A 13,544-nucleotide genomic window follows, 5' to 3' on the forward strand; every position below is an offset into this window, starting at 1 on the left:
CTGCATCCTCGGCGGCGGTCGCGGCTTTGCCCTTGGCCCGCTGCAAGCGCGGCCAGGCCAGGCGGCGGTGCTGGAGATTCTGCGCAATGCCGCCGAGCTGTACCCGTTTCTCAAAGGTGCCCAGGCGATCCGTACCTGGAGCGGCACCGAAGGTTACTTACCCGATCATGAACCGGTGATCGGCCCCAGCAGTACCAGGCCTGGCTTGCTCCACGGTTTCGGCTTTGCCGGCGCCGGGTTCCAGCTGGGCCCGGCCGTCGGCGAAGCCCTGGCAGAGATTGTCTGCGAAGGGGCCAGCCGGCAACCCATCGAAGCGTTTTCCATCCGTCGTTTCCAAGCCTGAGAGGAAAAACACCCATGAGCCCACGTATCGCGCTGTCCTGCCTGACCCTCGCCCTGCTCGCCGCCAACGCCCATGCCGCGCCGACGCTGTACCTGGGCATGAACGGCGGCACCATGGAACGGGTGTACGCCGACAAGGTGCTGCCCGCGTTCGAGAAAGCCAATAACGTCAAAGTGGTGATCGTGCCCGGCACCTCGTCGGATATTCTCGCCAAGGTCCAGGCCAACAAAGACAACCCGCAGATGCACGTGATGTTCCTCGATGACGGCATCATGTACCGCGCCATCTCCATGGGCCTGTGCGACAAACTGGCGCCGAGCCCGACCCTGGAACAGATCCCCGCCAAGGCCAGAATCAAGGACGAAGCGGTGGCCGTGACCCTGGGCGTCACCGGCCTGGGCTACAACGCCAAGATGTTCAAGGAAAAAGGCTGGGCTGCGCCGACTTCGTGGATGGACCTCGCCGACCCGCGCTTCAAGGACAAAGTGGTGTTCCAATCGCTCGCCTCGTCGACCTTCGGCCTGCACGGTTTCCTGATGTTCAACCGCCTGCAGGGTGGCGACGAGACCAACGTGGACCCAGGCTTCAAGGCCTGGCCAAAAACCGTCGGCCCGAATGTGCTGGAATACATCGCCAGCTCGGCAAAGATTTCCGAGATGGTGCAGACCGACGAAGCCGCGATCTTCCCGCTCACCCCGACCCAGGTCGCGACCCAGAAACTGCTCGGCGTGCCGATGGAATATGCGCAACCCAAGGAAGGCGCAGTGGTGCTGAACGTGGCCGAATGCGTGATCGCGCGTAACGACCAGCCGGAACTGGCGCAGAAACTCGCAGCCTTTTTGCTGACCGCCGAAGCCCAGGCGCCGGCGCTGGAAGAAGGTGATCAGATTCCGTCGAACCCGACCACCCCGACCACCGACAAAACCCGTGCGCGCGTTGAAGCGATGCAAGGTTACTTGCAGACGGCGATCTCGATTGACTGGGACCAGGTCAACCAGGCGCGGCCGGAGTGGAATGCGCGGTGGAGTCGGTCGATCGAACGATAGTGAAACTCACGGCTTAGCCGTTTCCTGGGTCGGCACATTCACCGGCGCACACGCGGGGTAAACCCCACAGATCGTGAAGTCGCGGTACGCCTTCTGGGTGATCCGGCTCTGGTCGCCCTGCCCGCTGCGCAGCTTGCTTGCTTCAAGCATTTCAAGCAAATGCGCACGGCCAAGCGCCAGGCCAACCTCCTGCGGCGCGTAGTTCTGTCCTTTGGGGTTATCGGCGTAGGGCCCTCGCTGCTCAATGTGCGAGCCCAGTACATGGGCGACCAGGCGGGTGCGGGTGAAGTCGACCAGGCGTTGCAGGCTGGCCTGTGTCACCTGCGGGTCGGGCTCGTTGACGTAGATCCGGCCAGGGTAGACCGAGTCGCCCGTTAGCAGCACGGCGGTCTGGCGGTCATACACGGCAATGCTGGTGGCGTCATGGCCGGGTATCGGGATGATGTCGAGCACACGCCCGCCCAGGTCGAAGGAGCCCAGCTGCTCAGGCCATTGACCGATGCCGAAGAAGCTTTTCAGCACCCCGACATCCGCCGGTTTGACGAAGGTCGTATCTGCTCGTTTGATGAACTGGGCATCACCCCAGGTGTGATCCGAATGCGAATGCAGGTGGGTGACCACCAAGGGCAACGAGCGCCGATTGTTCTTCGCCAGCCATTGCTGGATGACCTTGTCGACCGCCCCTGCGACATCAGGAACCCGGCCGGTAGCCGCGTCCGTATCGTCACCGGCGCCAGTGTCGAACAGAATGGCGCGCTCCTGGCCGAACAGCAGGTACAGGAACGGTTTTTCCGCATTGACGCAGCCCGACTCGCGCAAGATATAGAAATTATCGTTGTAGGCATGCACCTGGAAATCTTCGACCGCCGCCGAGCAGGTGGCGCTGCCGCTTAACCAGGTCGCCGGCAGGTTGCCGGTTTCATACACCACGTTGGGCAGGGTTTGATCCGGTGCGTGCCCGGCAAACGCGGGTGCAGCCACGGCAGCGGCGGCCACCAGGCATGCACGCTTGAGCCAGACGTTCATAGGGTCTCACCCAAGGCCAGCTCGCTGTCCTTGATGTTGGCAATCGGACCCAGAATCGTCCCGTCGAATGGCTTCGGCTCAGCGCCGAATTCGTACACCCACGGCAGGTCCGGGTTACTCAAGGCGCCTTTGCCTTGGGCGACCAGGTCGGCGCCGTCGCGCAGTGCGTCATTGGCACGCTCCAGATCGTGCAGGCCGCCATTGGCGATGATCGGCACGCCGGGCGCATAGAGCCGTGCCAGAGCCACCAGGGAATCCTGCCCGTCGGCGAAAGCGGGCCGCCACGCTTCGTATTCGGTGACGTGGATAAAGTCCGCGCCCGCCTTGGCCAGGGTACTGAATATGGTTTGAGCGTCCTGTTCGCCGCCTGCCCATTTGTGAGCGAAGTCATTCACTTTGCCCTGGGAAATCCGAATGCCGACCGGCACCTGGTTACCGACCTCGGTCTTCACGGCCGTCACGATAGCCACCAGCAGGCCAAGGCGGGCTTGCAGGCTGCCGCCCCAGGCATCGGTGCGCAGGTTGGTGTGGGCCGTCAGGAACTGGTCAAGCAAATAACCATTGGCGCCGTGAATTTCAATCCCATCAAAACCACCCAGGTGCACTGCGCGTGCAGCCGACTGGACGAACCCCTGAATCACTTCATCAATTTGCGCTTGGCTGATTTCAACAGGCTGCGGGTAGCTGCCTTGACCGTAGTAAAAACTCATCTGCTCACCGGCCGGCACCACCGCCGAGGGCGCGACGCTGTGCTCGCGAAACCGATTGCCTTGGCTGAGGGCGCCTGCGTGCATCAACTGCGCAAACACCTTGGCCCCCTCCTGTTGCAGCGCTCGCGTAATGTCGGCCCACGCCAGCGCTTGATCCTGATCGACAAGGCCTGGCTGAAAGCGATAACCCTGGGAAAACGCCCGGTCGGTGTAAATCCCTTCAGTGATGACCAGACCAAAGCCGCCTTTGGCAAACCGCAGGTAGTAGCGATGCATGGCTTCGGTGGGGACGCCGTCTTCACTGGCACTGACGCGTGTCATGGGGGCGACCGCCATACGGTTATGCAGCTGCACGTTTTTAATAACACATTTTGATAAAATATCTTTGCTGGCGTGATTCATTGGTTGGCTACCTTGAGCATGTTCGGCTAAAGACTCAGTGAGTCGAAGCTTAACCAGGCCATTACGCGGATCAACTACCTGCGTGGTGAAGGCGCCATAACCAAACCGGATATAAAAATGCTGACTTCCGACCTGCGCATTTTCCTCGCCATCCACGCGACTGGCGGCTTGTCGGCAGCCGCTCGGCAGTTGGATGTCGCCCCAATGCAAGTCTCGCGGCGTGTGGCGGCGCTGGAGGAAGAACTGGGCGTGCGCCTGTTTCATCGCACTACGCGCTCGGTTTCCCTGACCGCAGAGGGCGAAGCGCTGCTGCCCTATGCGCACACCATGACTGAAGCCGAAGAAAGCGCCCTTGGGGAGTTCAGTCAGACCTCGGGCAAGGTCACCGGCGTACTGCGCGTGACCGCCCCCAGCCTGTTCGGCCACTCCATCGTCATGGCGGTTTTGCCACGCTTGCTTGAGCAACACCCGGAACTGCGCGTGGACCTGAACCTCAGTGACCGTGTGGTCGACATCGTCGCCCAAGGTTTTGACCTGGCACTGCGCATTGCGCCCTTGGTGGATTCGGAACTGGTGGCGCGCAAAATCGCCACTAACCCGCGGGTGATCTGCGCCGCGCCTGACTATTTGAAACGGCGCGGCAGCCCGCTGGTTGCCGCCGATCTGGAAGCGCATGACTGCCTGCTGCTGGATGCCATCCCGCGCTGGCCACTGGTAAGCGCCGGCAAGCTGTACCGCAAAAGCGTGAGTGGGCGACTGCAGACCACCAGCGTTGATGCAGTGCGGGCCGCCGCGCTCAGGGGGCTGGGGCTGGCAATGCTGACGTATCTGGACGTGTCCAGGCAATTGAACGACGGCTCGTTGGTTCAGGTGCATTTGCAGGATGCCGCCATGGAGCAACTGGCCGTGTGGGCCATCACCCCGACGCGGCGCTATGTACCGCGACGGGTGAAAGTATTTCTCGACGCGCTTGAAGCTGAGTTGGCCGAGTTCAATCTGGCGCGATAGGCAGTGCCCGCTTGTGCGCAGTCTTGCGGTACGCCGCCTCGACAATCGCCCTCACCCGCTCACTCACCGGCTCGCCCATCAGGTACGCGTCGATCTCCTCGTAGGTGCAGCCATAGGCCTGCTCATCGGCCTTGCCCGGCGCCAGTTCTTCCAGGTCGGCAGTCGGCCGTTTGTGCACCAGGTTTGCCGGCGCGCCAAGATAGCCGGCCAGCAAACGCACTTGGGTTTTGGTCAGGCCCGAAAGCGGTGCCAGGTCACAGGCGCCGTCGCCGAATTTGGTGAAAAACCCCATCAGCGCTTCAGCGCCATGGTCAGTGCCGACCACCAGGCCGTGGTGCAGGTTGGCCACCGCGTACTGGGCGATCATCCGCGTGCGCGCCTTGACGTTGCCCTTGATGAAGTCGACGTGTTCGGCGCTGGCTTCGGTCGCGGTCAGGCTGGCCATCAGGCCGTCGACACTGGCCGCGATGTTCAGGGTGTCGATATGGTCGGGGGTGATGAAATCGAGGGCAGCCTGCGCGTCAACTTCATCGGCCTGGGCCTTGTACGGCAAGCGCATGGCGATAAAACGCGCCGCGTAGTCCTCGCTGCGCAGTTGCTCCACCGCCAACTGGCACAGGCGGCCGGCGGTGAGGGAGTCGACACCGCCGCTGATGCCCAGCACCAGGGCCTTGCAGCCGGACTGGCGCAGCGTGCTCTTGATAAAGTCGATGCGCCGCTGGACTTCCCTGCCCTCGCCGCCCTCGACCAGTTGCCGGTCGATATTCAGTTCCTGCGCGATACGTGCTTGCATGTCACACCTCCACGTTGCCGACGTTGAACACTTGTGCCGCGTACTGCAAAAACGACGGGTCTTCGCAGACATTCTTGACGGGGTCATCGGAAAACTTCACCACCGGCTCGCCGTGTACCCGCACCAGTTTCATCACGATGCTCAGCGGTTCCACACCGTCTACATCGCACGCAAGGCTAGTGCCCATGCCGAAGCCGAACTTGGCCTTGCCACGCACGTGCCGCAGGATCGGCAGGCATTTTTCGAAGTTCAGGCCGTCGGAGAACATCAGGTCCTTGGTCATCGGGTCGATGCCCAGTTGCTTGTAGCGGGCCAGCACTTTGTCGGCCCAGGCGATCGGGTCGCCGGAGTCCTGGCGCAGGCCGTCGTAGAGCTTGGCGAAGTACAGATCGAAATCCTTGAGGAAGAAGTCGGTGCTGATGCAGTCGGTCAGGGCGATCCCCAGGCGCCCCCGGTATTCACGCACCCAGTTTTCCAGCGCGGCGTTCTGGCTTTCGCGCAGGCGCCCGAGTTGCTGGTGCACCATCAGCCATTGGTGGGCCATGGTGCCGATCAGCGGCAAGTCGAACTCATAGGCCAGGTGCGCGTTGCTGGTGCCGACAAACTGGCCGGGGAAGTCGCGACGCATGATGTCGACCACTTCGCGCTGGGCCTTAAACGACAGGCGCCGGCGGGTGGAAAAATCCGAGACCCGCAGGTCGGCCAGTTCGTCGCGGCTGAGGTTTTTCTCCAGCCATTCGAACTTCTGGTAGAGCTTGCGGGTGACGTCTTCCAGGCTCACGTCGGGGTATTTGTCGCGGTTGCGCAGTTCGCTGACCAGCGCCAGCACCGGCTGCTCGAACATGATGCAGTGCAGCATCGGGCCGACCACGCGGATGTTCAGTTGGCCGTCGACTTCGCTGACGTGGATATAGCGCAGGTTGAAGCGGAACAGGCCGAGGAAGCGCTCGTAGTCCGGGGTCAGGTATTCGCGAAAGCGCGGGTTGAACAGAAAACGCAGCTCGCCTTCACGCATCTGCAGGCCGGCCATTTGTTCAAGCTCGGCGCGTAATTGCGGGATCAGGTGACCGAGTTTTTCCTTGGAACGGACAATGAAGTTGTATTCCACCTCGACGTTCGGGTACTGGTGCAATACCGCCTGCATCATGGTGAAGGTGTAGTAGTCGGTGTCGAGCAAACCCTGGATCACCGGGGCTTCGTAGTCGTATGCACTTTCCATGGTGTCTCTCCTTAACGCGTGGCCATCGCGGCCAGTTCTTCGCGGGTACTGCTGATTGCAGCACCGGCCTCGAGCAACTCATTGACCGCCTGTACGCCGCCCTCCGCGCTGATCCCGCGGCACGCCGGCAGGTGCAGCACCATCTCCAGACCGGCCTTGAGCAATTGCAAGGCGGTGGTCTTGACGCAGTAGTCCAGGGCCAGGCCGCCGACGATCACCCGGCTGACGCCCTGGGCCTTGAGGTACTCGATCACGCCGGTGGACAGTTTGTCGTGCAGGTCGTGGTAGCAGGCGCCGTAAGGGTGCAGGTCGGGTTCGACGCCTTTCCAGATGAAGTAGTCGTAGTCATAGGGCGTGGGCAATTCGTCGAGCAGGGTAAAACCCTCGGTGCCCGGCACGCAGTGGCTGACCCAGGTGACATCGGCGTGGGCCAGGCCGGTGGGTTGCAGCATCTCGCTGTGCTGCGTGACCACCCAGGGCGCGTGCGGGGTGTGCGCGTCCTTGCTGCCGACGCGGTGGCCGGCGAGGCTGGCCATGTAGTTGAGCTCAGCGCCGATCAGGTCACCGCCGGCCACAGGCAATTCGTTGGGGCACAGCGGCGTGAAGCTCTTCTGGGCATCGACATCGAATGAAGCGATGGCAGTTCTTGCGAGGGTCATGGCAGTTCTCCTGTGGCCTGGAAACAAAAGTACACGTCATGTACTTTCATTGCAAGAAACATTTAGTTATCTATGCTCGAGCCAGTACATGACATATCTGTTCGATCCGTTAGACTGTGCCCCACCGCTGTTTAGAAGGACGTCACATGCCACTTAGCCCTTACCTGCACACCGTCGACCTGTGCGCCCTGCACTACTGCCGCGCCACTGGTGAAATCCAGCTGCTGCTGAACCAACGCGACGCTGAGCCGTTCGCCGGGCATTGGGCGTTGCCGGGTGTGGTGGTGAATGGCGGCGTGCAAGATCTGAGCCTCAAGGATGCCGTGGAGCGCCTGCGCGCCAGCAGCAAGGTCGGCCTGCCGCTCGCCTGGAGCGAGCAAGTCGGTACGGTAGGCGACGCGTTTCGTGATCCGCGCTGCTGGTCATCGTCCACGTATTACCTGGCGATCGTGGCGGATGAGGTGGCGCTGGGCGAGCATCAGGGCTGGTTTGCACTCAAGGCGGTGGCGGACGGCAGTATCAAGCTGCCGTTCGATCACAATGCGATCGTGGCGGCCGTGCAGGAACGCTTGTTCTCCAAGTCGCTATACAGCAACTTGCCGTTGCTGTTGCTGGGCAATGAATTCAGCGCGCCGGAAGCGACCACGATTTTCTCCCTGGTGCTGGAGCGGCCCGTGCTCAAGACCAGCATTCGCCAGCGGTTGCTGAAGCTGACTGAGGCGGGGTATTTGCGTGAGACCGGGCGCAAAAAGCACGGCGAAGGCGGCCGGCCCCAGGCGACAGTGGAGAACCTGAAGCCTGGGGCGGTGTATTTTTTTGATCGCAGCTTTGCCGAGTAGCCACGCCCTCACGCCCCATGAAGAGCCACGTTTTCAATCGGTGTCCGGCTTCAGTTCATCCAGTTGCCGCCATCCACGTTGTAGGTCTGTGCCACCACGTAGTCGGCGTCTTTGGAAGCAAGAAACACCGCCATCCCGGTCAAATCCTCTGCCGTGCCCATGCGCCCGAACGGCACCTCGGCCCCTACCCGTTTCTTCTTCTCGCCGGGCGCCAGGCCTTCGTGCTTGGCGAACAGCGCGTCCACCCCATCCCAATGCTCGCCATCCACCACCCCCGGCGCGATGGCATTGACGTTGATGCCCTGCTTGATCAAGCCCAACCCCGCCGACTGTGTGAGGCTGATCACCGCCGCCTTGGTCGCGCAGTAGACCGCCACCAAGGGCTCGCCGCGTCGCCCGGCCTGGCTGGCCATGTTGATGATTTTGCCGCCATGGCCCTGGCTGATCATCTGCCGCGCCGCCGCCTGCAGGGTGAACAGCGTGCCGGCGACGTTGATCGAGAACAGCCGCTCAAAGCTGTCGCGGCTGATATCGACGATGGGCGCCAGGTCGAACAGCGCCGCATTGTTGATCAGGATATCCAGCTTGCCCGCATGGGCGACCACAGCGGCAATCGCGCTGTCGATGGAGGCCTGGTCGGTCACATCCATCGCCACCGCGTAGGCCTGTGGGCCCAGTTCAGCGGCCGTGGCCTCGGCCCGTTGCAGGTTGATGTCGGCGATGGCGACGGTAGCGCCTTGCGCAATGTAGGCCTGGGCAAAGGCGCGGCCGATGCCGCGCGCCGACCCGGTGATCAGCGCGCTTTTACCTTCAAGTCGTTTCATGGAGAGGTCCTGTTTATTTGGGGTAACCGGCGCGTTTCATCTCGCGCTCGGTAGTGGACTGCGCTGCAAGCAAGGCCTGCTCAACCGTCATGCCACCGGTGAGCGCCGCCGAGAACAGCTTGCCGACGGCGGTGCCGATGGCCTGGAACTCGGGGATGGTCACGTACTGGATGCCCACATACGGCACCGGTTTGGCCGACGGGTGCGCGGGGTCGGCGTGCTTCATCATTTCCAGGGTCACCTGGGCAAACGGCGCGGCCTTCAGGTAAGCCTCGCTGTAGGTGGATTGGCGGGTGCCCGGCGGTACGTTGGTGATGCCTTCTTTATCGGCGACCAACTGGATGTAGTCCTTGGACGTGGCCCAGGCGATAAAGGCTTTGGCGGCGTCCTTGTGCGTGGAGGTGGCCGGGATCGCCAGGGACCAGGCGTACAGCCAGGATGAGCCTTTGTCGGTAACCTCCGTCGGCGCAGCGGCAAAGCCCACGCTGTCGGCGACTTTGCTCTGGCGGGTGTCCGTGGTGAACGAGCCGGCGACGCTGGCATCGACCCAGATTGCGCATTTACCGCTGTTGAACAGCGCCAGGGTTTCGTTGAAACCGTTACTGGACACACCCGGCGGGCCATAGTTTTTCAGGGTGTTGACGTAGAAGTTGGCCGCCGCCGTCCACTCGGGGCTGGTCAGTTCAGGCTTCCACTGCTCGTCGAACCAGCGTGCGCCAAAGGCGTTGGCCATGGTGCTCAGCAGCGCGATGTTCTCGCCCCAGCCGGCCTTGCCGCGCAGGCACATGCCGTACTGGCCTTTGTCCTTGTCGGTGAGTGTGGCGGCGAACTTGCCGAGTTGAGTCCAGGTCGGGTGCGTGGGCATGCTCAAGCCGGCCTGTTTGAACAAGTCGGTGCGGTAGTAGGTCACGGTGCTTTCGCCGTAGAACGGCAAGGCGTACAGGGTGTTGTTGACTGACAGGCCCTGGCGCACCGAGGGGAAGATATCCTCGGCGTCGTAATCGGCGGGCAGTTCGGTCAGCGGTTCGAGCCAGTGCTTGGCGCCCCACAACGGGGTTTCGTAGGTGCCGATGGTGAGCACGTCGAACTGCCCGCCCTGGGTGGCGATGTCGGTGGTCAGGCGCTGGCGCAGCACGTTTTCTTCGAGCACCACCCAGTTCAGCTTGATGTCCGGGTGCTGCTGCTCGAATACCTTGGACAGGCGCTGCATGCGGATCATGTCGCTGTTATTGACGGTGGCGATGGTGACGGTGTCGGCGGCGTAGCCGGGCATGGCCAGGGCCAGGCCGGACAGCACGAACAACGCTTGGGGGAGCTTGAGCATGGCGGTTTCCACCTGTTGTTTTTGTTGTTGAGCGTCGATTACAGCAGCTTGGCCAGACCCTCACAAACCCGTGGCGAATGCTTGGCTGATACTTTTTTAACCGCCGCCCCAGCATCAAAAAAGTATCAGTGCCAGACAAAACCGGGGCTAGCGCGGGGGCTGCCAACCCGCGTATTTTGGAGCGATTCCCCAAGTACAAGAGGCATGCTCATGCCCATCAGCAGCGCCAAACTGTTCGAACACCGCCCCGCCGAGCTGGAAGTGATCCTGCCCGAGCCGGACCACTGCTTTCGCTGGTTCGAACATGACTACCCCTATGACCTGGCGCGCTGGAACCACCACCCCGAATTCGAAATCCACCTGATCCGCCAGGGCAGCGGCAAGCTGGTGGCCGGCGACTACATCGGCGCGTTCAGTGCCGGCCACGTCGCGTTGATCGGCCCCGACCTGCCCCACGACTGGATCGGCGACCTGGCCCCGGGTGAATACCTGACCGGCCGCGATGTGGTGCTGCAATTCGACGGCGCCGCGCTGCTCGCGCTGCGCAACACCCTGCCGGAACTCGGCGACTTGCAGCAGCTGTTCGAGCTGGCCCGACGCGGCCTGGAGTTCACCGGCGACACGGCGCTGCAGGCCGCGCGCCTGATGGAAGCCATCGGCGACGCCCACGGCCTGCAACGGCTGATCCTGTTCCTGCAACTGCTCGACATCCTGAAAACCGCCCCGCCGTCGCAGGTCAAGGCCCTGGCCAGCCCATGCTACGCGCCGACCCTGGACGCGCGCAGCGCCGAACGCATCAACAAGGCCTTCGATTACTTGATCACCGAGCTGAGCGGCGACGTACGCCTGTCGGTGATCGCGCAGCAGTTGGAGATGAGCGAGCCGGGCTTCTCGCGTTTCTTCAAACGCAACACCGGCCACGGCTTTATTGACCTGACGCGCAAGTTCCGTGTGCAGCGCGCGTGCCGGCTGTTGCTGCAAAGCGAGATGTCAGTGGCCGCCATCTGTTTTGAAGTGGGTTACGCCAACCTGTCCAACTTCAACCGGCATTTTCGCATCGAGATGCACCAGACGCCGAGCGAATATCGGCGCGAAACCGCGATGCACCTGTTCAACCGCATCGACAAAATGACACCCAGTCAATTTTGACCAAAAGGTCGATTAATTCCGGTTTTTTCCATGTTGTTCAAGCGATTGAGCAAAGTTGGTACGCCGCGTGCAAACGTTTGCGCAATGAACTTGCCAGGCAGGTTCGCCATCACCCGCTGAAACGGGTCCAAACCGCGTACGAATAGGGATTTTCAATGCACCCCACCTCAAGGCGTCAAGCTTGCTTTGGTGTTTCCTTGCTACTGGCGGCCGTTACGGGAGTACTCAGTGCACCCATTTTGGCGCAGGAAAAACTCGCCGATGACTCAGCACAGGGCGAAACCCTCAGCCCTGAAACCAAGAGCCCCGAAGCCAGCTCAAGCAAAAAAGGCGTGTACCTGTCGGACTGGTTCAACCAGGACCTGACGCTGATCGGCAGCAAAGACATCAGCTTCGGGCCCAAGCCGTCCGACGACATTTACCTGGAATACGAGTACTTCGGCCGCAAGGGGCCGTTCGAGTTGTACGGCTATATCGACGTGCCGAAGATCCTCGGCATCGGCAACAGCAATGACAAAGGCGTGTGGGACCACGGCTCGCCGGTGTTCATGGAGCATGAACCGCGGATCTCCATCGACTACCTGGCAGGCCGCAGCCTGGCTATCGGCCCGTTCAAGGAATGGTACGTGGCGTTTGACTGGATCTACGACCACGGCAGCAATAAAGAAAACCGCGCCAACACGTTGTACAGCGGCCTTGGCACCGATATCGACACCCACTCGCGGGTCAACCTGTCAGCCAACTTCTACGGGCGTTACCAGTGGGAGAACTACGGCGCGAGCAATGAGTATTCCTGGGACGGCTACCGCGCGCAGATGAAGTACATCGTGCCCATCAGCAGCTTCGACAATGGTGCGTCGCTGACCTATATCGGCTTCACCAACTACGATTTCGGCTCGGATCTGCACAAGGACAACCCGGCGCGTACCGCCAACTCCACGGTGGCAACCAACGTGCTGCTGTACTCGTTTACCCACTTGCGTTTCACCCTGGTCGGCCGTTACTTCCACAACGGCGGCAACTGGGAAGATGGCAGTGAGCTGAACTTTGGCGAGGGCAACTTCCGCGCCCGCTCCGACGGCTGGGGTTACTACGCCGGCGTGGGCTACCAATTCTGATCAAGGAGTATGAGATGAAAACGTTTACCCGTGTTTCGCTGGCCGTCGGCCTGGCCCTGCTGCCCCACGTGGTTCTGGCCGCTGCGCCCGCGCCGATCAAACCCAAAGTGATGCTGATCACCATGTTCGCCCCCGAGGCGCAAACCTGGATCGACCGCCTGGAACTCAAGCAGCAAGTGCGCGTACCGGGCCTGTCCGCCGAATACCCGGTGATCCGCTGCAACACCCAGGACGTGTGCCTGCTGGTGACCGGCATGGGCCAGACCAACGCCGCCGCGTCCACCCTTGCCCTGGCCTTGTCGCCCAAGTTCGACTTGCGCCAGAGCTATTTCCTGATCGCCGGGATCGCCGGCATCAGCCCCAAGCACGGCACCATCGGCACCGCGGCCTGGGCCCACTACCTGGTGGAATTCGGCACCCAGTGGGAGCTCGATTCGCGGGATGCGCCCAAGGACTGGCCAACCGGCTATATCGGCATCAACACCAAGGGGCCCAACGAAAAACCGCCGCTGGACTACAAGACCGAAGTGTTTGAGCTGAACCCGAAATTGCAGGCCAAGGCGTTTGCGCTGTCGCAGACCGTCGAGCTGACCGAAAGCAAGGCGTCCAGCGCCTGGCGCAAACACTACCCCGCCGCCCCGGCCAACCAGCCGCCGCAAGTCACCCGCTGCGACACCCTGGCCGGCAACACCTGGTTCTCCGGCACGCGTCTGAGCGAACGCGCCGAAGTCTGGACCAAGCTGCTCACGGACAACAAAGGCGAGTACTGCACCACCCAGCAGGAAGACAATTCCACCTATGAAGCCCTGCTGCGCGCCAGCCGTGAGGGCCTGGTGGATATCCAGCGCCTGGCCGTGGTGCGGGCAGGTTCGGATTTCGACCGGCCATACCCCGGCTACAGCGAAGTCGACAATTTGCTCAAATACGCCGACCAAGGCGGCTTCGTGCCAGCGCTGGAAAACCTGTACCGCACGGGTAACCCGCTGGTCCAGGCGATCCTGAAGAACTGGTCAGCCTGGGAAAAAGGCGTTCCCGAAGCCTAGTGAAAGTCAAAATGCGGGAGCGGGCTTGCTCGCGAATGCGG

General features: G+C 62.0%; 14 protein-coding genes. 7 read left to right on the forward strand and 7 right to left on the reverse strand.

Annotated elements, in window-relative coordinates; all coding sequences use genetic code 11:
* Positions 1-343, forward strand: a 343-nt coding sequence (locus WBR57_RS09015; RefSeq protein ID WP_424083526.1) for an NAD(P)/FAD-dependent oxidoreductase, incomplete at its 5' end; no start/stop codon positions are given.
* 14 nt (positions 344-357) lie between these two features.
* Complete coding sequence (locus WBR57_RS09020; RefSeq protein ID WP_424083527.1) at positions 358-1,389, forward strand: ABC transporter substrate-binding protein; 1,032 nt, start codon at positions 358-360, stop codon at positions 1,387-1,389.
* 6 nt (positions 1,390-1,395) lie between these two features.
* Here the strand turns inward: WBR57_RS09020 and WBR57_RS09025 are convergent, their stop codons facing one another.
* Positions 1,396-2,415, reverse strand: a complete 1,020-nt coding sequence (locus tag WBR57_RS09025) for an MBL fold metallo-hydrolase (RefSeq protein ID WP_424083528.1) — start codon at positions 2,413-2,415, stop codon at positions 1,396-1,398.
* Complete coding sequence (locus tag WBR57_RS09030; RefSeq protein WP_424083529.1) at positions 2,412-3,527, reverse strand: NADH:flavin oxidoreductase; 1,116 nt, start codon at positions 3,525-3,527, stop codon at positions 2,412-2,414. Before WBR57_RS09030 ends, WBR57_RS09025 begins: the two co-directional genes overlap by 4 nt.
* Positions 3,528-3,644: 117 nt before the next feature.
* Between WBR57_RS09030 and WBR57_RS09035 the strand changes: the two genes are divergently transcribed.
* Positions 3,645-4,535, forward strand: a complete 891-nt coding sequence (locus WBR57_RS09035) for a LysR family transcriptional regulator (protein ID WP_424083530.1) — start codon at positions 3,645-3,647, stop codon at positions 4,533-4,535.
* Here the strand turns inward: WBR57_RS09035 and nadE are convergent.
* Genes nadE through WBR57_RS09050 form a run of 3 tightly spaced genes read right to left on the reverse strand, consistent with a single transcriptional unit; the run spans position 4,519 to position 7,206 of the window.
* On the reverse strand, positions 4,519-5,328 hold the full coding sequence (gene nadE, locus WBR57_RS09040) for an ammonia-dependent NAD(+) synthetase (RefSeq protein ID WP_424083531.1): 810 nt from the start codon (positions 5,326-5,328) through the stop codon (positions 4,519-4,521). The two genes, WBR57_RS09035 and nadE, sit on opposite strands and share 17 nt — an antisense overlap.
* A 1-nt stretch (position 5,329) precedes the next feature.
* A complete protein-coding gene (pncB, locus tag WBR57_RS09045; RefSeq protein ID WP_424083532.1) occupies positions 5,330-6,547 on the reverse strand; it encodes a nicotinate phosphoribosyltransferase in 1,218 nt (405 codons plus the stop codon).
* Positions 6,548-6,558: 11 nt separating this feature from the next.
* Complete coding sequence (locus tag WBR57_RS09050) at positions 6,559-7,206, reverse strand: nicotinamidase (RefSeq protein ID WP_424083533.1); 648 nt, start codon at positions 7,204-7,206, stop codon at positions 6,559-6,561.
* Between the two features lie 146 nt (positions 7,207-7,352).
* On the opposite strand from WBR57_RS09050, the gene WBR57_RS09055 reads away from it, so the two are divergent.
* Positions 7,353-8,045, forward strand: coding sequence for an NUDIX hydrolase (locus WBR57_RS09055; RefSeq protein ID WP_424083534.1), 693 nt, complete (start codon positions 7,353-7,355; stop codon positions 8,043-8,045).
* A gap of 50 nt (positions 8,046-8,095) precedes the next feature.
* Here WBR57_RS09055 and WBR57_RS09060 read toward each other — a convergent pair whose 3' ends face one another.
* Positions 8,096-8,869 (reverse strand): L-iditol 2-dehydrogenase, encoded by a 774-nt coding sequence (locus tag WBR57_RS09060; protein WP_424083535.1) that lies wholly within the window; start codon positions 8,867-8,869, stop codon positions 8,096-8,098.
* Between the two features lie 13 nt (positions 8,870-8,882).
* Complete coding sequence (locus WBR57_RS09065) at positions 8,883-10,142, reverse strand: ABC transporter substrate-binding protein (RefSeq protein ID WP_424083539.1); 1,260 nt, start codon at positions 10,140-10,142, stop codon at positions 8,883-8,885.
* Between the two features lie 261 nt (positions 10,143-10,403).
* Here WBR57_RS09065 and WBR57_RS09070 point away from each other — a divergent pair, with 261 nt between their 5' ends.
* The 3 genes from WBR57_RS09070 to WBR57_RS09080 all read left to right on the forward strand — a co-directional run bounded on the left by WBR57_RS09070 (position 10,404) and on the right by WBR57_RS09080 (position 13,503).
* Positions 10,404-11,342: an AraC family transcriptional regulator gene (locus WBR57_RS09070; protein WP_424083536.1), complete on the forward strand. Its 939-nt coding sequence runs from the start codon at positions 10,404-10,406 to the stop codon at positions 11,340-11,342.
* 155 nt (positions 11,343-11,497) lie between these two features.
* On the forward strand, positions 11,498-12,460 hold the full coding sequence (locus WBR57_RS09075; protein ID WP_424083537.1) for a nucleoside-specific channel-forming protein Tsx: 963 nt from the start codon (positions 11,498-11,500) through the stop codon (positions 12,458-12,460).
* Between the two features lie 14 nt (positions 12,461-12,474).
* The gene (locus tag WBR57_RS09080) at positions 12,475-13,503 is read left to right on the forward strand and encodes a purine-nucleoside phosphorylase (RefSeq protein ID WP_424083538.1); all 1,029 of its coding nucleotides are present in this window, start codon (positions 12,475-12,477) and stop codon (positions 13,501-13,503) included.
* Positions 13,504-13,544 lie beyond the last annotated feature (41 nt).

Origin of the sequence: Pseudomonas sp. (assembly GCF_049590575.1) — a bacterium.
Classification (GTDB): Bacteria; Pseudomonadota; Gammaproteobacteria; order Pseudomonadales; family Pseudomonadaceae; genus Aquipseudomonas.

What these genes read in the sequence shown, in the direction of transcription:
- WBR57_RS09075 (WP_424083537.1), top strand. Translation starts at nt 11,498, where the DNA reads ATGCACCCCACCTCAAGGCGTCAAGCTTGCTTTGGTGTTTCCTTGCTA.
- WBR57_RS09060 (WP_424083535.1), bottom strand. Translation starts at nt 8,869, where the DNA reads ATGAAACGACTTGAAGGTAAAAGCGCGCTGATCACCGGGTCGGCGCGC.
- WBR57_RS09065 (WP_424083539.1), bottom strand. Translation starts at nt 10,142, where the DNA reads ATGCCCGGCTACGCCGCCGACACCGTCACCATCGCCACCGTCAATAAC.
- WBR57_RS09050 (WP_424083533.1), bottom strand. Translation starts at nt 7,206, where the DNA reads ATGACCCTCGCAAGAACTGCCATCGCTTCATTCGATGTCGATGCCCAG.
- WBR57_RS09080 (WP_424083538.1), top strand. Translation starts at nt 12,475, where the DNA reads ATGAAAACGTTTACCCGTGTTTCGCTGGCCGTCGGCCTGGCCCTGCTG.
- WBR57_RS09025 (WP_424083528.1), bottom strand. Translation starts at nt 2,415, where the DNA reads ATGAACGTCTGGCTCAAGCGTGCATGCCTGGTGGCCGCCGCTGCCGTG.
- WBR57_RS09070 (WP_424083536.1), top strand. Translation starts at nt 10,404, where the DNA reads ATGCCCATCAGCAGCGCCAAACTGTTCGAACACCGCCCCGCCGAGCTG.
- pncB (WP_424083532.1), bottom strand. Translation starts at nt 6,547, where the DNA reads ATGGAAAGTGCATACGACTACGAAGCCCCGGTGATCCAGGGTTTGCTC.
- WBR57_RS09055 (WP_424083534.1), top strand. Translation starts at nt 7,353, where the DNA reads ATGCCACTTAGCCCTTACCTGCACACCGTCGACCTGTGCGCCCTGCAC.
- WBR57_RS09030 (WP_424083529.1), bottom strand. Translation starts at nt 3,527, where the DNA reads ATGAATCACGCCAGCAAAGATATTTTATCAAAATGTGTTATTAAAAAC.
- nadE (WP_424083531.1), bottom strand. Translation starts at nt 5,328, where the DNA reads ATGCAAGCACGTATCGCGCAGGAACTGAATATCGACCGGCAACTGGTC.
- WBR57_RS09020 (WP_424083527.1), top strand. Translation starts at nt 358, where the DNA reads ATGAGCCCACGTATCGCGCTGTCCTGCCTGACCCTCGCCCTGCTCGCC.
- WBR57_RS09035 (WP_424083530.1), top strand. Translation starts at nt 3,645, where the DNA reads ATGCTGACTTCCGACCTGCGCATTTTCCTCGCCATCCACGCGACTGGC.